The 16463-nt window shown below is 70.8% G+C and carries 15 protein-coding genes and 1 pseudogene; 7 read left to right on the top strand and 9 right to left on the bottom strand.

Features of this window, described 5'->3' with window-relative positions; genetic code table 11:
* Nucleotides 1–20 precede the first annotated feature (20 nt).
* Nucleotides 21–2423 carry an FtsX-like permease family protein gene (locus B0F77_RS33285; RefSeq protein WP_086666995.1) on the bottom strand — a complete coding sequence of 801 codons (2403 nt, stop codon included), beginning with the start codon at nt 2421–2423 and terminating at the stop codon, nt 21–23.
* A gap of 107 nt (nt 2424–2530) precedes the next feature.
* Between B0F77_RS33285 and B0F77_RS33280 the strand changes: the two genes are divergently transcribed.
* A complete protein-coding gene (locus tag B0F77_RS33280; protein ID WP_086666994.1) occupies nt 2531–3028 on the top strand; it encodes an NUDIX hydrolase in 498 nt (165 codons plus the stop codon).
* On the opposite strand, the gene B0F77_RS33275 is transcribed toward B0F77_RS33280, so the two are convergent.
* From B0F77_RS33275 to B0F77_RS33240, 8 genes and pseudogenes are all read right to left on the bottom strand, one after another.
* On the bottom strand, nt 3025–3633 hold the full coding sequence (locus B0F77_RS33275) for a response regulator transcription factor (RefSeq protein ID WP_086666993.1): 609 nt from the start codon (nt 3631–3633) through the stop codon (nt 3025–3027). The genes B0F77_RS33280 and B0F77_RS33275 overlap by 4 nt on opposite strands.
* Nucleotides 3630–4697: a sensor histidine kinase gene (locus tag B0F77_RS33270; RefSeq protein ID WP_086666992.1), complete on the bottom strand. Its 1068-nt coding sequence runs from the start codon at nt 4695–4697 to the stop codon at nt 3630–3632. Before B0F77_RS33270 ends, B0F77_RS33275 begins: the two co-directional genes overlap by 4 nt.
* A 13-nt stretch (nt 4698–4710) precedes the next feature.
* The gene (locus tag B0F77_RS33265; protein ID WP_086666991.1) at nt 4711–5121 is read right to left on the bottom strand and encodes a hypothetical protein; all 411 of its coding nucleotides are present in this window, start codon (nt 5119–5121) and stop codon (nt 4711–4713) included.
* Between the two features lie 84 nt (nt 5122–5205).
* Nucleotides 5206–5541 carry an antibiotic biosynthesis monooxygenase family protein gene (locus B0F77_RS33260; protein WP_211294174.1) on the bottom strand — a complete coding sequence of 112 codons (336 nt, stop codon included), beginning with the start codon at nt 5539–5541 and terminating at the stop codon, nt 5206–5208.
* A 14-nt stretch (nt 5542–5555) separates the two neighbouring features.
* Nucleotides 5556–6434 carry an aldo/keto reductase gene (locus B0F77_RS33255; protein ID WP_086666989.1) on the bottom strand — a complete coding sequence of 293 codons (879 nt, stop codon included), beginning with the start codon at nt 6432–6434 and terminating at the stop codon, nt 5556–5558.
* Nucleotides 6435–6764: 330 nt separating this feature from the next.
* The gene (locus B0F77_RS33250; protein ID WP_086666988.1) at nt 6765–7793 is read right to left on the bottom strand and encodes a glycoside hydrolase family 5 protein; all 1029 of its coding nucleotides are present in this window, start codon (nt 7791–7793) and stop codon (nt 6765–6767) included.
* Nucleotides 7794–7890: 97 nt separating this feature from the next.
* Nucleotides 7891–8646, bottom strand: a complete 756-nt coding sequence (locus tag B0F77_RS33245) for a hypothetical protein (protein WP_086666987.1) — start codon at nt 8644–8646, stop codon at nt 7891–7893.
* A 50-nt stretch (nt 8647–8696) separates the two neighbouring features.
* A pseudogene (locus B0F77_RS33240) lies at nt 8697–9344 on the bottom strand (ABC transporter ATP-binding protein); the annotation flags it as partial.
* A 111-nt stretch (nt 9345–9455) separates the two neighbouring features.
* Between B0F77_RS33240 and B0F77_RS33235 the strand changes: the two are divergent.
* From B0F77_RS33235 to B0F77_RS33210, 6 genes are all read left to right on the top strand, one after another.
* A complete protein-coding gene (locus tag B0F77_RS33235) occupies nt 9456–10523 on the top strand; it encodes a sensor histidine kinase (RefSeq protein WP_086666985.1) in 1068 nt (355 codons plus the stop codon).
* A complete protein-coding gene (locus B0F77_RS33230; protein ID WP_086666984.1) occupies nt 10520–11149 on the top strand; it encodes a response regulator in 630 nt (209 codons plus the stop codon). Before B0F77_RS33235 ends, B0F77_RS33230 begins: the two co-directional genes overlap by 4 nt.
* A 9-nt stretch (nt 11150–11158) precedes the next feature.
* The gene (locus tag B0F77_RS33225; RefSeq protein ID WP_086666983.1) at nt 11159–12253 is read left to right on the top strand and encodes an AAA family ATPase; all 1095 of its coding nucleotides are present in this window, start codon (nt 11159–11161) and stop codon (nt 12251–12253) included.
* Nucleotides 12250–12690 carry a bpX5 domain-containing protein gene (locus B0F77_RS33220; RefSeq protein ID WP_143467012.1) on the top strand — a complete coding sequence of 147 codons (441 nt, stop codon included), beginning with the start codon at nt 12250–12252 and terminating at the stop codon, nt 12688–12690. Before B0F77_RS33225 ends, B0F77_RS33220 begins: the two co-directional genes overlap by 4 nt.
* Before the next feature lie 115 nt (nt 12691–12805).
* The gene (locus B0F77_RS33215) at nt 12806–14329 is read left to right on the top strand and encodes a hypothetical protein (RefSeq protein ID WP_086666981.1); all 1524 of its coding nucleotides are present in this window, start codon (nt 12806–12808) and stop codon (nt 14327–14329) included.
* The coding region (locus B0F77_RS33210) for a bpX6 domain-containing protein (RefSeq protein WP_086666980.1) at nt 14326–16463 on the top strand (2138 nt) is incomplete at its 3' end. The genes B0F77_RS33215 and B0F77_RS33210, both read left to right, overlap by 4 nt.

The following is a 16463-nucleotide window of genomic DNA, read 5'->3' as shown; positions in this document are numbered from 1 at the left end:
TGAAGCTCCCCTCACCCTATTCACCCGGATGCCAGTCCCGCCGCCGGGCGAATGCGCGAAGCGCCGCGAGAAGGTCCGAACGCGGCCACCACGGCGAGCACCACGACCGCCGCCGCGCCGATGACCAGCGGCAACACCACCGACGCGCCGGGCAGTGACAGGTCGAGACCGGTCGCCAGGATCGCGACCTCCGCGTAACCGAACCCGAGCACGCCCCCGCCGATGACCCCGACGAGCGCCAGCATGATCGCTTCAGCGATGACTCCGCCCTGCAGCCCGCCTTGAGTCACGCCCAGGGCGCGCCTGAGCGCGAGCTCCTTGCGGCGTTCCTGGACCGAGATCGTCAGGGCGGTGCCGATACCGGTCACGGCGACCGCCACGGACAGCCCGAGCAGCACCATCATCAGCACGGTGCCCAGGTGCATGTACCGGTCGGCCTCCGCGCGCTCGTCGGCATCTGTCTGCACGATGACCGTCGGGTTGTTCGGCAGCGCGGCCTGCAGCTTCGCCCGGAACTGGGCGGGGTCGGTGCCCGGCTTCAGCGCGACCAGCACCTTCTCGGCGGGACCGGAGGTCAGGCCACCGAGGATCGGCGTGTAGCCGGTGATCGTGCCGGGCACGGTCCCGACCACCTTGTACTGCTTGCCGTCGTTCTCGACGAACGGCTTGTCGGCCCAGTGCTCCGGCACGACCGCGGTCCCCGCGGCCAACTGGTCGGCTCCGGACACGTTCTGCGCCTTCAGCCACGCCTTGAACTCCTGCGGATCGACACCGGACCCGTTCTCGGCCTTGTGCAGCACGACGCTGGCGGCCACGCCGTCCTGCACCGGGATCACCGGCAACGGCCGGTCGCCCGCGTCCACCACCGTGACGTCCGGGCGCTCCTGGTTGGCGAACGTGTAGGTCATCTCCTGCGCACTGCCCAGCACGACCAGGAAGAACGTCACCATCGAGCTGGCCAGCAGCAACGGCAGCGCCACCGACGCGGACCGCTGCGGCATCCTGCGCACCTCGGCGCCGGCGAGCTTCCACTGTGTCCAACCTGTACCACCGATCTTGCCGAACAGCCGCGCGATGAACGGCACCGTGACCGGGCCGAGGATCCAGAACAGGCCGGTCACCGCGGCGATCGCGGAGAAGGTGACCGAGAGCGGGGCCGCGCTCGTGCCCTTGGCCGCGACGGCCGCCATCGCGAGCAGCGCCGCGACGCCGGTGAACAGCAGACCGAACACGAGCCGGAGGCGACGCACGGACCGAGGGGGAACCTCGTTTTCCGCGTCACGAAGAGCAGCCAACGGAGACACACGCGCGGCGTTGATCGCGGGCCGGACAGCGGCCATCACGCTCAACAGCGCGGCAACAACAACTCCGAGGATCACGTACCCGAGCGACGGCAGCAGTTCCGGACTCAGTTCCACCGCGCCGAACAGCGCGGAGATGCCGGTGACGTCGAACGTCCTGGCCAGCAGCCACGCCATCGGTCCACCGAGCAACGCACCGCCGACACCGGCCACCGAACCCGTCACGAACGCCTCGAACAGGCTCCTGCGCACCAACGGCCCGCGCTGGGCACCAATGCACCGCAGCAACGCCGTTTGACGCTGACGTTGCGCATAGACCGCACGGAACGTGGCCGCCGCGACGAACACCGCCGTGGCCAGCGCGAGAACGCTGAACGGCAGGAGGACGAACGTCAGGTCGTTGCCGATCTTGTCGGCGTCCGGCTCCGGGTCGAACACGACGTAGGACGCCCCAGCGGCGCTCGCGACGGCGTCCCGCGCCCCGCCGATCACCCAGATCGCCAGCGTGTCGGGCTGCGTGTCGAGCTTCTTCGCGAGTTCGGGACCGGCGACCAGGACCGGCCGCGAGTCCATCCCGCCCTTCTTCATGACGCCGCTGACCGTGGCGTCGAACGGCCTGCCGTCCGCGGCGGCGAGCTTGATCTTGTCGCCGGGCTTGAGACCGCGTTCGTACGCGGTGATCTTGTCGACGGCGACCTCGTTGTCGGCGGCGGGCTGCTTGCCCTCGGCCAGCGGCCAGCGCACCAGGTCGGGCTGCTGGACGTGCACCTCGGCCCGGTGTTCCCCCGCCCGTCCGTTGCTGTCCAGGAGGTCCGCGCGGACCTCCTGGACCGGCACCGCCCTGCCGATCGCGGAGAGCTTGGTGAGCAACGCGTCGTCGAGCTTGGGCCGGGTCGCCTCGACGGTGTCGGCGCCGTACTCGGCGGGTCGGACGTTCACCACGTGGCCCACCGTGGACGGGGTGACCGGCGCGCCCTCGTCGACCGACCTCGTGAGCGCGTCGCTCAGCACCAGGGCGGCCAGCAGGCAGGCCACGCCCACCACGAGCGCGACTCCGGGCAGCAGCGCGCGGCCCGGCCGGGCGCGGAACTCGGCGACGCCGAGCCGCAGGGAAGTGGACACGAATCCTCCTCGGTGACGTCTGACGTTCACGAAGGTAGGAAGGGAGACGATCAGCGGGCGTCGGACTGGGGTAGCAAGCTGACGTACGACCACAGGAGGATCCCGGGATGATCAACCTCTACGACGAGGACGCGAACGTGATCGGCACGGTCTCGCGGGAACGCATGCGCGCCGAGAACCTCTGGCACGGCTGCGTCCTCACCCTGGTGCACTCGACTGACGGCGAACGGATCTACGTGCACCGCCGCACCGACACCAAGGACATCTTCCCGGGCCTCTACGACTACACGGCCGGCGGCGTGATCGACGCGGGCGAGACGCCCGACACCGCGGCCCGGCGCGAACTCGACGAGGAGCTGGGGGTCGACACGCCCTTGACCTTCCTCTTCCAGACCACCTACGTCGACGAGCAGACCCGCTATCACGCGTGGGTGTACGAGACGCACTCCGACGGGCCGTTCACCCACCAGCCCGAGGAGGTCGCCTGGGGCGGGTGGATGGACCTGGACGAGCTGCGCGGCAAGATCGACGATCCTGGCTGGCCGCTCGTGCCGGACGGCCGGGCGATCGGCCGGGAGTGGTTGCGCCGCACCGGTTCCAGTTAAAGCCAGCCGCGCTCGTCGGCCACCCGCAGGGCCTCCGTCCGGTTGCGGGTGCCGGTCTTGGTGGTCGCCCCGGACAGGTAGTTCCGCACGGTGCCCTCGGCGAGGTACAGCCGGGCCGCGATCTCGGCCACGGTGGCACTGGACCGGGCCGCGATGAGCACGTCGCGTTCGCGGGCGGTGAGCGGCGACTCGCCCGCCGCCAGCGTCGCCGCGGCCAGTGCCGGATCCACCACGCGCTCGCCGGCCATCACCCGCCGCACGGCGTCCGCGAGCGCGTCGGCGGGCGCGTCCTTCACGACGAACCCGACCGCGCCGGCCTCCATGGCCCGGCGCAGGTAACCGGTGCGGCCGAAGGTGGTCAGGATGACCACGCGGCAGCCGGGCACCTGCGCGGTGAGCACCGCGGCGGCCGCGAGCCCGTCCAGCCCCGGCATGTCGATGTCCAGCAGCGCCACGTCCGGCCGGTGCTCCAGCGCCGCGGCCGTGACCTCGTCGCCGCGGCCGACCGAGGCCACCACCTCGAAGTCCGGTTCGAGGTCGAGCAGGACGCCGAGCGCGTGCCGGATCAGCTCCTGGTCGTCGGCGAGCAGCAACCGGATCGTCATACCGCCACCTCCACCCGCAACGACCACCCACGCGGCTGCAACGCACCTACGGTCAACACTCCCCCAACCGCCGTCACCCGCGCCCGCAGACCGTCCAAACCGGACCCGGCACCCGCCGGACCGCCCACGCCGTCGTCGCGCACCTCCACTGTGGACGCGGTGAGTTCCACCGTGCACCGTCCGGCCCGAGCGTGCCGCACGACGTTCGTCACCCCTTCCCGGACGACCCAGCCGAACAGTTCCCTGCGTTGCGGCGGCACCACCTCGCAGGCGGTGGGCAGGTCGGCGGCGACCCCGGCCGCCCGCAACAGTTCGCGGCCTCTGGCGAGCTCACCGGCGAGCGTGACGTCCTGGTACCCGGACACCGCGGCCCGCACGTCGGACAGCGCCTGCCGGGCCAGTTGCTCGACCGACTCCATCTCGGCCCGCGCGGCGGGAGGTTCCAGCCTGCGTGCCAGGGCGCTCTTCACGGTGATCGCGGTGAGCGAGTGGCCGAGCAGGTCGTGCAGGTCGCGGGCGATCCGGTTGCGCTCGGCCTCCGACGCCAGCCTGGCCACCTCCGCCCTGGCCTCGCGCAGCTGCTGGTTGGCCGTGGCGGTGCGGCTGAAGGCGAGCACCAGCAGCGTGGTGAACACGACGGCCACCGCGAAGTACCAGCTGCCGTCGGTGCTCCAGCCGGGCACCACCATCGGCACGACGACGCACGTCGTGGCACCCAGCACCACGAGGGCCGCCGCCGTCCAGGCACCGACCCGCGCCGCCGCCGACGGCACGATCACCGCGGCGAGGATCAGCACCATCTCGTGGGCCAGCGGGACGAGCAGCACGGCCAGCACCGTCATCAGCGCCACCAGCCACCAGTGGAGCCGCCACGCCGACCGCATCGAGGCCACCACGACGCCGAGGTAGCAGGCGGACACGGCCACCAGCAGCAGGTAGCCGGTGACCAGGCCGGCGCCGTGCGCGTACTGGCCGACGCCCGCGGCCGCCAGGAACGGGTAGCAGAGCATGCCCAGGGAGAGCAGCAGCCGGCGCCGCTCGTCCACGCCGCGCGGTTCGTCCACGTCGAGAACCGTATTAGGACGCGAAGGCGGCGCGCACGCTGCGGGCGGACGTCAGCAGGACGACGATGATCAACAGCGTGCCGCACATCCCGTTCGCGATCTTGAACCAGACCGGGAAGGAGCCGGGGATCGCCTCGATCACCACGATCGCGACCACCTGGGCCAGCGCGATGATCCGCACCCGGCGGTAGTTGCCGCGCGACCCGCCGGCCATGGACGCCCCGAGGGCGAACGTGACCAGCGAGGCGACCGCGAGGATCGAGCCGCGGATCCACACCGCGTCGGTGACGATGCCGGGGTTGCCGCTGAACACCACGATCGCCAGCAGTGTCAGCACGCTCACCACCGCGTAGCCGCCGAGCAGCACCTTGGCGATGTGCAGCTTCTCGCGGGCGTCGGGGTCGGTCACTGTTCGCTTTGTCATGCCGACAATGCTGATCGTGCAGCGTTTGCGCTGGTAGCGATGTTCTACACGGCTTCACCGTGACATCTGTCAGAACCCGGACATCTAGGCCTTCGTGAACCCGTAGCTGCGCTCCACCTTCGCGATGTGCAGCGTGTAGTGCTGGTACCACTGGTCGCGCCCGCGCTGCCGGGCCGCGCTGTGTTCGGCGTCGGCCCGCCACTGCTTGAGCGCGTCGACGTCGCGGAAGTAGCCGACGGTGATGCCGAGCCCGCCCGGGGTCTGCGCGTGCTCCATCCCCAGGTAGCCGGGGATGTCCCGCACCAGTTCTTCCATGCGTGCGGCGGTTTCGGCGTAGCCGGTCTGGTCCTCGGTTCGCACCGACGTGAAAACAGACACGTAGTAAGGGGGTTCGAAGGCCTCGACGGGTTGATCGCTCACGGGCGTCACCGTAACTAGTTCCAGCTCAGACCGGCACGGATTTTCCAGTACTGCTCGGCGGGCTCCGCGAGGTCCGGCAGGTCGACGTCGATCCGCAGCGCGTCCACATTGGACCTGAGCTGCTCCGGGCTCGCCGCGCCGGACAGCACCACGTCCACCCACGGTTGCCGCGCGATCGCCGCCAGCGCGACCGCGTCCGGCCCGACGCCCAGCGCGTTCGCCTGTGCCGCAACCGCTTGCGGCGGCTCGACGACGAGTCGGCCGTTGGCCACGCCCTCCTTGATGATCACGCGCAGTCCGGCGTCGTGCGCCTCCCGCAGCGCGTCACCGGCCGAGGTCTCCAGCAGGTTCCAAGTGGACTGGACAGACCCGAAGACGCCGAGGTCCACCGCCTTGCGGATCGCGTCGGCCTGGCGCGGACCGGAGGTGGAGAAGCCCAGCGGGACGCCGATCGCGACCATCGCGTCCAGCAACGCGCGGTCGGAGAACAGCGGGCTGTCGGCGGTCAGCGAGTGCACCTGGTAGAGATCGACGCGCGGCAGCAAGGCCGAGGTTTCCCGCCACTGCTGGGTGAAGCGGGCGAGTGAGTGTTCCTTCACCTCGTGCACCTCGGCGTCGGGCCGCCAGTCCGCGGTGTAGGCGTAACCCCACTTGCTGGAGATCGTCACGTCGTCATGACCGGGCAGCCACGACGACAGGAAGTCCTCGGACAACCCGTACGAGCGCGCCGCGTCGACCCAGCGAACGCCCAGCTCGTAGGCGGTGTCGAGGACGCGGTGGCACTGTGAGCGCATCGAGTCGACGTCCCGCACCTCGGGCAACGCGTCCTCGCGGCCGAGGTTGATGTACGCGGGACGACCGAGTGACGCGAGACCGAGAGCGAGTTGTGCCATGCCGACAACGGTAAACGGCGGCCCCGCGGGACCGCCGCTCACGTGACCCGCCGGGGTCGGTCTAAGCACCTGGCCGAAAGTGGTATCCGAAACCTCTGGCCTCGCTGGGTGCCCACACCTGCAAGTACCACCAACTCTTGATCGAATCGCCGTCAACTACACCCGATCTCGTCGCCGCCTGTCGAGCCGCTGCGGTGTTCTCAGAGGGAAGCGACCCCTGTTGGGTGTAGAAACAAGCCTGTTGATGTTGAGTTGGTGGTACTTGCAGACGCCATGAGAACCCAGGGCAGAGCGCCAGACGAGTAACGGACACAACTTCCGGCAGCCTGCTTAGCGATTCGCCCTGATGTGGTTGCGCACCCACTTGCCGGCGTCCTTCAGCGGGCCCTCACCGGTGAAGCTGTTGCCGGCACAGGTACCGCCCTTGAACACCGCGCCGGAGCGCTTGTCGTCGGAGAAGTTCCAGTTGGTCCAGGAGATCTTCTTCGAGTTCATCAGGCTGATGAACTTGTTCGCCATGGTGAAGTCGTTGGGACCGTCGCCCGACGCCTCCTGCGAACCGAACTCGGTGACGAACACCGGGACCTGGTTCGAGACCGTGTCCAGCGCCTTCAGGTAGCTGTCGCGGTGGTCCTTGGCGTAGAAGTGGAACGTGTACATCAGGTTCGAGGCGTTGACCTTGTTCTGGCTGACCTCGTTGATGTTCTTGCCGTCGGACAGGCCGAACGTCGACCAGCCGTGCGTGCCCACGAGCACGAGGCTGTCCGGGTCCTCCGCGCGGATCGTCGGGATGACGGCCTCCGCGTAGGACTTCACCTTCGCCCACGACACGCCGTTCGGCTCGTTGGCGATGTCGTAGATGATGTTCGTCTTGTTCTTGTGCCGCTGCGCGATCTCCTTGAAGAACGTCTTGGCGCGCGCGGTGTTGTGGTTCGGGTCGCCCGGCGAGAGCTGGTGCCAGTCGACCAGCGCGTACATGCCGCGCTTGGTGGCCTCCTCGATGTAGCCGTGCACCATGTCGGTGAACTTGCGAGGGTTGCTCTCGTAGCCACCTTCCTGGATGTACATCGAGATGCGGAGAACGTCGGCCTTCCAGTCGGTCGCGAGCGCGTCCAGCGACGCGGTCTTGACGCACTGGGCGTACCACTGGATGCCGTGCGTGCTCATGCCCCGCAGCTGGACCTGCTGGCCGGCCTGGTTGCACAGCTTCACACCGCACACCTTCAACTGGCCGTTCACCGCCGCGGACGAACCCACTGGCAGCGCGGGTGAGGCGGCGACGGAACTGCCCGCCGTCACACCGGTCAACGGGAGCACGACCGCCGCGGCGAGTGCCACCACAGACTTCTGCCAAGCCATTCAGCGTCTCCTCTCGGACTGCTGGCGGCGGATTAGATAGGTAAGTTTCCTTACCGATTAAAGGTATAGATGACCTTAAGGCCGCCCCAAGAGTGCGTCAAGCGTCTCGTCGCAGAAGAGTCACAGTTCCGGCACCCAGAGTCACCAGTACGTACACGAGCAAAGTGGCGACGGCGGCCAGTGGACCCAGCGGCGCGTCCTGCACGACCCCGGCCACCTCCCAGACCAGGTACGGGACCATCACACCGGAAGCGTCCGTGTTCCAGGGGTCGGGCAGCATCGGCGTGATCGCCGGCAGGCCCCACAGCAGGACTCCCACCACCACGATCGTCACGGCCGTCGATCGCACCGCGAGCCCGATCCCGAGTCCCACCAGACCTGTCACCAGGATCGACAGCAGGCCCGCGCCCGCCCACGGGAGCACGTCGCCCAGCCCGTCCCAGGGAGCGATCGGCGGCGGACGGTCGCCCATGATCAGCGCACTCGTGCCGATGCTCAGTGCCAGCGCGACGGCCCCGATCACCACGGCTGTGGTGGCGACGAGCGCGGTTTTGGCGGCCAGCAAGCGTTTCCGGTCCGGCACGGCGGTCAGCGCGGTGAGCCTCGGGTCGGAGGTCGCGACCAGGGCGCCGAGCGCGGCGACCAGGAACTGGACGACCGGCGTGATCACCACGCTGCTGTCGGCGGAGGCGAACTTCGCCTGCTCGGCGGCCGACGACGTGTCGTAGTCCTGGACGATCAGCCACGACAGCAGCGCGCCCGCCGCCACCATCAAACCGATGGCCGCGACCAGACCCCACGGCGCGCGGACGGTCCGGAGCTTCAGCCACTCCGCGGCGAGCGCGTTCTTCACAGTCCCCTCCCCGAGGTGAGGTTCAGGTAGGCGTCTTCCAGCGAACCGTTGCGCGTCAACGTGTCCATCGGCGTCTCCTGGACCAGCTGTCCTCTTGCGACGATCACGACGTGGTCGGCGGTCAGCGCCATCTCGCTCATCAGGTGGCTGGAGACGAAGACCGTGCGGCCCTCCTTCGCGAGCCCGCGCATGAGGTCGCGGATCCACCGCACACCTTCGGGGTCCAGGCCGTTGACCGGCTCGTCGAACATCAGCACCCGCGGGTCGCCCAGCAATGCCGCCGCGACGCCGAGCCGTTGCTTCATACCGAGCGACAGCGTCTTGATCCGCTTGTGCCGCACGCCGCCCAGACCGACCTGCTCCAGCAGCTCGACGGCGCGCCGCTGGCTGATCCCGTTGCTCGCGGCGAGCCAGCGCAGGTGGTCCAGGGCCTTGCGCCCGTGGTGCACCGCGGACGGATCCAGCAGCACGCCGACGTGCCTCAGCGGGTGGTCCAGGTCCTGGTACCGCCTGCCGCCGACGAGTGCTTCGCCGGCGGTAGGCCGGTCCAGCCCCAGGATCATGCGCATCGTCGTGGACTTGCCGGCGCCGTTCGGGCCCAGGAAGCCCGTCACCAGTCCGGGGTGGACGGTGAACGACAGCCCGTCGACCGCCGTCGTGTCCCCGTATCTCTTCGTCAGGTTCCGCACCTCGATCATGCCGAAGAGCGTCGGGTGTTCTCGCGTTCGGCGGATCGGACCTCGGGCCGAACTCGTGAATCGGACCGTGGTCCGAGGCGCGCCGGGCCTGGGCTCGTTAACGTCGTCGCCGTGATCGCAAGACTGCATCTCTACCTGGTGGACGCGGCGGCCGCGCTGGTGCTCTGGGTGATCTCCGGGTACGGGATCATCGAGCCGTACCCGCACCAGTCGGCCTTGATCGCGGTGCCCGCCGCCGCGCTCGTCGCCGTCCCCGTCGCGGTCCGCAGGTGGTGGCCGATGTCCACGCTGGGCGTGAGCACCGCGGCCATGGTGCTCCTGGTCATGACCCAGGTGATGCCCCTGCACGCGTTGGGGGCGCCGCTGGCGGCGGTCTGCTTCGGCCTCTACACCGTGGCGGTCGACCGCGACCGCGTGTGGTCACTGGGCGCGCTCGTGGTCACCGTGGTCGCCTTCGCCGGGATCACCGGCGGTGAACCCGAGAGCTTTCTCGTCTCCATCGCCGCGCTGGGCTCGGTGTGGGCCATCGGGTACACCACCCGGATGCGCCGGTCGATGCTGGCCAGGGAGACCGCCCAGCTGGCCGAGCAGGCGTTGACCGACGAACGCCTGCGCATCGCCCGCGAGCTGCACGACGTGGTGGCGCACAACCTTTCCCTGATCGCCGTGCAGGCCGCCAACGCCGCACACGTGCGTTCACCCGAGCACGCCTATGAAGCGCTGGACGTCATCTCGTCGACCAGCCGGGCGGCCCTGACCGAGATGCGCGGCCTGCTCGGGGTGCTGCGCTCCGACGCCGATCTCGCGCCCTCCCCCGGCCTCGACGGGCTGGCCGACCTCGCCGACCGGGCCTCGCTGGCCGGCGTGCGGGTCTCGTTGGACGTGCGCGGTTCCGGTGTGCCGGAAGGCGTCGGGCTGTCGGCGTACCGGATCGTGCAGGAGGCGTTGACGAACGTCGTGAAGCACGCGGCACCCGCTTCGTGCACGGTGGTGGTAGAGGTGACGTCGTCGTCGGTGCGCATCGAGGTGACCGACGACGGACCTGGGGTGAAGGAGCTCGGCGTGGGACACGGGTTGATCGGCATGCGCGAACGCGTGGCCGTGTACGACGGCACGTTCAGCGCGGGACCGGGCGAGAACGGCGGATTCCGGGTCACGGCGGAGCTGCCGTACTCATGATCAAGGTGCTGATCGTCGACGACCAGGCGTTGCTGCGCGCCAGCTTCCGCCTGCTGGTCGACAACGAACCCGATCTCACCGTGGTCGGCGAGGCGGGCACCGGCGCCGAGGCCGTCGCGCTGGCCGCGGAGCTGAAGCCGGACGTCGTGCTGATGGACATCCGCATGCCGGAGATGGACGGCATCGAGGCCACCCGGCTGCTGGACGGCCCACGGGTGCTGGTGCTGACGACGTTCGACCTGGACGAGTACGTGTTCGGCGCGCTGCGGGCCGGCGCCTCGGGCTTCCTGCTGAAGGACACCCCGCCCGCCGAGCTGCTGGCGGCGATCCGGGTGGTGGCGTCCGGCGAGTCGCTGCTCTCGCCGTCGGTCACGCGGCGGCTGATCCGCGAGTTCGTCCGGCGGCCCGCGGCCCCGTCCGTCTCGGGGCTGGAACGGCTGACCGAACGGGAGAAGGAGGTGCTGCTGCTGATCGCGCGCGGACTGTCCAATGCGGAGATCATGGCGGCGCTGCACGTGAGCACCGGCACGGTGAAGACGCACATCGGGAACCTGCTGGCGAAACTGCACGCACGCGACCGGGCACAGCTGGTCATTTCGGCGTACGAGGCTGGTCTCGTCGGTTAGCCTCACCGCGTGTTCTCTGGGGATGTCACCGCTGTCCGGGAGGCTGTCGCCGCCGCGCAGTCCGGTTTGGTCGATCGCGAGCTGATCGCCGAGGTCGTGGTGCTGTGCGCCGTCGCGGGCGAACACGCGCTCGTGGTCGGGGCGCCGGGCACGGCCAAGTCGGCGGCGGTGCGTGCGGTCGCACGGCAGCTGGGCGGCGCGTACTTCGAGTACGTGCTGGGCCGCTTCACCGAGCCCAACGAGCTCTTCGGCCCGGTGGACCTGCGCCGGCTCAAGGACGGCGTGGTCGAGATCGAGACCGCGGGCATGCTGCCGGAGGCCGAGGTCGCGTTCCTGGACGAGGTGTTCCTCGGGTCGACGGCGATCCTGAACACGTTGCTGGGCCTGCTGAACGAGCGGGTGTTCCGGCGTGGCGCCACCAGGCTCGCGAGCCCGCTGCGGGTGTGCGTGGGCGCCACCAACACGCTGCCGGACGACCCGGTGCTCGCGGCGTTCGCGGACCGGTTCCTGGTGCGGGTGTTCGTCGACCCGGTGGCGGACGCGCTGCTCGAGGAACTGCTGGAGACGGCCTGGTCACCCGCCGAGAGCCCGGTCGCCGCGGCACTGGGCGCGGTGGACCGGCTGACCGAGCAGGCACGGGCCGTCGACCTGCGGCCGGTGGTGCCCGCGGCGGCCACGGCGGTGCGCCGGCTGCGGCACGCGGGCGTCGTGCTCAGCGACCGGCGCGTGGTGCGAGCGCAGCGGCTGGTCGCGGCGGCGGCCGTGCTGGACGGGCGGACCGCGGCGTCGGTGGAGGACCTGTGGGTGCTGCCGCTGATCGCCCCCAGCCGGGAGACCCAGGCGCTGGCCCGCGACGTGCTCGGCGACCTGATCGACAAGGCGCGCAACGCGAGCCTCGTGCACGCGGCCGAGGAGTTCTCCCGCGGGCCGCAGGCGCGGGCGGAACGGCTGGTGCTCACCGCGGAGAAGGTGCTCGACGGCGAACCGGACCGGCTGCGCGTCGAGGCGACGCTGCGGGAGATCGACGCGGGCTTCACCGCCGAGGACCTGCCCGCCGTGCTGCGCGACACCCGCGCGCGGCTCATCGCCACGTTGCAGCCGTGAGCCCGTCGTCCTGGCCTCACCGCGAGCCACCGCTCCCACCCACGGCCACGCACACCCACCCCGAACCACCATTCCCTCCCACAGCCGCGGCTCCCCTGACCTGGACCCGCCGCGAGCCACCGCTCTCCCCCGCCGCCGTGGCGGGCGGGCCGGAACTGCGCGCTGCCACCGTCCGCCGCCTGCGCGAGGGTGCCGAGCTCCGGGTGGCGTTCGGGCCAGAGTGGACACTGGTGGTGGGCGACGACCTGCCGTGGGCGGACGGCACCACCTATCTCGGCTGGGACGACGGGCTGCTGGTGCCGACCACGCTCGCGCCGTCGACACCGGCGGGGTTGTTGCGGCACGCGCTGCCCGCCGACGTGCTGGCCGTGGTGCCGGGCGCGGTGCTGACCGGGCCGGCGCCGAAGCGCGCGGCGAACCCGGAGCTGCTGGCATGAGCGCAGCGCGGAGCGAGGGTCCCCTCCAGGGGGTCCCCCTGCTTTCATTCTCCCAGACGACACCGACAATTCCGCGCCGCCGAATCTGCGCGACCGGCCCGAGCGAGGCGCGACCGTGACGCTGCCCGACGCCCTCCGCCCGTGGGCCGCCGCGCTGTCCACAATGGACCTCGACCTCGCCACCGCGCTGGGCCCGTTGCTCAAGGACCTCGACGAGTTCATCAACGCCGCCACGACCACGCACCCGCACCGGGGCGAACCGGACGGGTTCGGCGGCATCGGGTTGAAGGGTGAACCCGAGCGCATCCTGGTGTCCGAGTGGGCGCTGGCCGAGCACTTCCCGCACGAGTTCCTCCGCAGAGCCGCCACCGGTGAGCTCCTCCACACCACCCCGGAGTTCGTCGAACCGCACCGCAAGGGGCAGGCCGCGGTCCTCGTCGACGCCGGCCCCGACCAGCTCGGCGCGGCACGGCTGGTGCAGCTCGCCGCGCTCATCGTGTTGCGGCGCAGGGAACCCGAGCTGCTGCTGGGCGTGCTCGGCGACGAACCGGGCACGTGGCATCCCGCCGATCTCAGGAGGCTCCTCCACGCCCGCCGCGCCACCCGGCCGGACCAGGGCGACGTCCGGAAGTGGGCGGACACGGTCGACGACCTGTGGTTGCTGAGCGGTGCCCGGCTGACCTCACCGCGCTGCCTCACCACGACCGAGTCGGCGTGGGACGACCAGGGCGCCACCGCGGTGCGCGTCGAACTGAACGGGTTCGCCACCGAGCTGACGTTGCCCGGCAGGAGGCACGGCATCCGGTTGCTGCGCGGCAACCTGCGCACACCGCCGAAGGAGGAGAAGCGCGGCGGCACAGTGCGGTTCCCGTCCTTCCCCGGCGCCGAGAAGGTGTTGCTGGCCCGCGGCGGCTCCGATCGCGAACTGGTGGTGCTGCGGGTCCTCAGCGGCACCCAGAAGGTCCACCGCGTGCCGGGACGACTGCTCGCCGCCGCCCAGGTGGACAAGCGGATCGTCACGCTCGTGGAGCAGGACGGCGTGGTGCGCCCGCACGTCATCGGCAACCAGCTCAAGCGCTTGTCCAGGCTGCGGGTGCCCGCCGAGGAACTCGGGATTGACCCGGAACAGGTCGCGGCCACCGGGCTCGCGCCGCTGCACCTGTCCGGAAGCACCCTGCTGTGCCGGTGGGACGAGGACTGGAACTGGTGGGCGCTCGAAACCGGAACGCGGCCGTCGCGCTCGGAGTTCGCGGCGGTCGCGCCCGGCAACCATTCCGAGGACGACCTGCGCACGTCGAAGACACCCGTGCTGTTCGGGCCGCCGCCGTTGGTCGCCAGACCGGGGAACGGCAACCGCTGGCGGTTCGACGGCCACCCCGACATCGAGCTCCCGGAAGGCGCCCGGCCGCTCGGGCTGCACCTGTTCGAGGACAACCGACCGGGCATCGTCTTCCAGGAAGGCCTCATCCTGCGCGTGCGGACCGCGGTGCGCACCCGGACGCTCACGGCCTGGTCCGGCGCGCCCGTCGTGGTGCACCCGATGCAACCCTGGGTCGCCGCCCCACGAGCTGACGGGCGCATCGAGGTCGGGCATCTCATCAGCGGCGAGCGGATCGCGACCATGCGAGGTGACGTGTGACCACGTTCCGGGGCACCGTCACCGCCAAGGCGTTCGTCATCGACGTCGGCGTCATCGGCGAGACCGAGGCCCGCACCCGCGTCCTCGACCTGTGGCAGCCCGGCGCCCGCATCTACGTGACCCCAACGGGTTCGTGGCTGGTCGCGCTCGCCGAGCCGGTGGAGGTCCGCGCCGAACGAGCACCAGGCCTGCCCCTCACCGAGATACCGGACGGCCTCCAGCCGCTCGACTGTGCACAGTGGACGGACACGAGCGGCCTCACCCGGTACGAGCTCACCCCCGCCGACGACGAGCCGGCGCCGGCCCTCGTCGAGTCGACCGTCCCCGAGACACCGGAGCTGAGGTTCCGCGGTGGCATCGGCGCGCCCTCCCAGCACGTCGGCAGGCTCACCGGCGGCGACGCCCGGCAGGCCGTCGGCACGGCCACCGTCGTCGTCGGCGCCGTCAGCGTTTTCACCGTGGTGCCGCTCGTGCTCTTCGCACTGGCCCCTGACCACGGCAAGCCGATGCTGTTGATCGCGTTCCTGGTCGGCTTCGCGTTCCTGGGGAAGGCGTTCGCCGGCACTGAGGGGGCAGCCACCGCCGCGCCCACCGAGCCGGGGAACTTCTGGGTGCGGCTGGTGATGCGCACGCCGTTGCGCGGTCTGGTGCGGTCGAAGCACGAAAGGTACCTGCGCAGGCTCACGGAACTGTTCGAGCGCAAGGACTGGCACAACGCGCTTCGTGACGCGATCGGCATCGGCCAGGACGGTGAGGGCCGGCTGAGCCTGCGGGTGCCGCAGCGGCGCACCGGCGAGTTGCGGCCGAACACCGCCCTCGGGCCGGGTGCCGGGCCGTACTACGGGCCCCAGGTCCAGCAGCATCTCCAAAGCCTCTACCGGACCGCCGCGGAGGAGCTGGAACGGCTCGGGCGCCACGACGAGGCCGCGTTCGTGCACGCCGACCTGCTCGGTGACCCCGCCGCGGCCGCGGCGATGTACGAACGGCTCGGCAGGTGGACCGACGCCGCCGAGCTCGCCGAGGGCCGCCGTCTCGCGGCGGACCTCGTGGTCCGGCTCTGGTTGCGGGCCGGGAACAAGGAGCGCGCGATCGACGTGGCCCGGGCACGCGGTGCGTTCGCCGCCGTCATCGCCCGGCTGCCCGTGGAGGAGGGGCGCGAGCTGCGCGCGGAATGGGTGCGCGACCGGCAGGCAGCGGGCGATCACCTGGGCGCGGTGGCGGCGGCCTGGCCCGACGACGCCACCAGGCCGTTGGCGATGGACAGCATCCAGGCCGGCATGGCACTCGGCGGCCCGGCGAGCAGCACGCTGTTCGCCCACCTCGTCGTCGGCTGGCCCTCCCCCAGCACGCACGCGGGGGCGCTCGCCCTGCTGGACAACGACGACCCCCGGCTCGCCAGGTCCCGCGCGCACTTCGTCGACGCGTGGCTCGGCCTGTCGGGCGGCGACCGGGAGCTCGGCAGTGCGGCCATCAGGGCGTTCGTGCGCGACGGCACCGTGGTGCCACCGGCGTTGAAGAAGGCGGCCGACCCGTTGCTCGCCGCCGATCTGCCCAAGGCCCCGAAACCCCGCCGGGACGTGGTGGACCTCGTCTTCCCCGCGATGCCGGCCCAACTGGTGGTCCGCGACGCGGTGGCGCTGCGCGGCGGCGCGGTCCTGGTGGCGCTGGGCGACCAGGGCACGCGGCTGGTCACCGAGGACGGCCGCACCCGAGCGCGCTGGGACGTGCCCGCGCACCAGATCGTCATCTCCGACCACGGCGGATCGGCGCTGCTGGTGGGCAGGCGTGGCGCCATCTGCGAGGTCCACCACCTCGACCTCGCCTCCCGCAAGGTCCGCCACTGGACCACGCTCGCCCACCGGACGTTCGTCGGCTCGTTCGACGGCGGCATCGCGATCGTCGTGGGACCGGACGGCCTGGAGTTCCTGGACGTGCGCAGGAGCCGGCCGACGGTGGTGTGGCGCGAACTGGACCGCCACGCGAAGGTGTTCAGCATCGCCCGCAACGAACACAGCCTCGCGGTGCTGTTCGAGAAGCCGGACGACGACCAGCTCGATCTGTGGCGCTGGGACCTGCCGGACCTCACGCTGCGCCGGCGCGGCCTGTGGATCAGCCGCGACGTCCCGGGACGTCG

The sequence above is a fragment of the Lentzea kentuckyensis genome (genome assembly GCF_002150765.1).
Lineage (GTDB): Bacteria > Actinomycetota > Actinomycetes > Mycobacteriales > Pseudonocardiaceae > Lentzea > Lentzea kentuckyensis.
Note: the sequence above shows the minus strand (reverse complement) of the source record. Positions and strands in the feature narration are given on the sequence as shown.

Coding starts and splice junctions, on each gene's coding strand:
- B0F77_RS33280 (WP_086666994.1), top strand. CDS start 2,531: ATGATCAACCTCTACGACGAGGACGCGAACGTGATCGGCACGGTCTCG.
- B0F77_RS33255 (WP_086666989.1), bottom strand. CDS start 6,434: ATGGCACAACTCGCTCTCGGTCTCGCGTCACTCGGTCGTCCCGCGTAC.
- B0F77_RS33250 (WP_086666988.1), bottom strand. CDS start 7,793: ATGGCTTGGCAGAAGTCTGTGGTGGCACTCGCCGCGGCGGTCGTGCTC.
- B0F77_RS33230 (WP_086666984.1), top strand. CDS start 10,520: ATGATCAAGGTGCTGATCGTCGACGACCAGGCGTTGCTGCGCGCCAGC.
- B0F77_RS33275 (WP_086666993.1), bottom strand. CDS start 3,633: ATGACGATCCGGTTGCTGCTCGCCGACGACCAGGAGCTGATCCGGCAC.
- B0F77_RS33265 (WP_086666991.1), bottom strand. CDS start 5,121: ATGACAAAGCGAACAGTGACCGACCCCGACGCCCGCGAGAAGCTGCAC.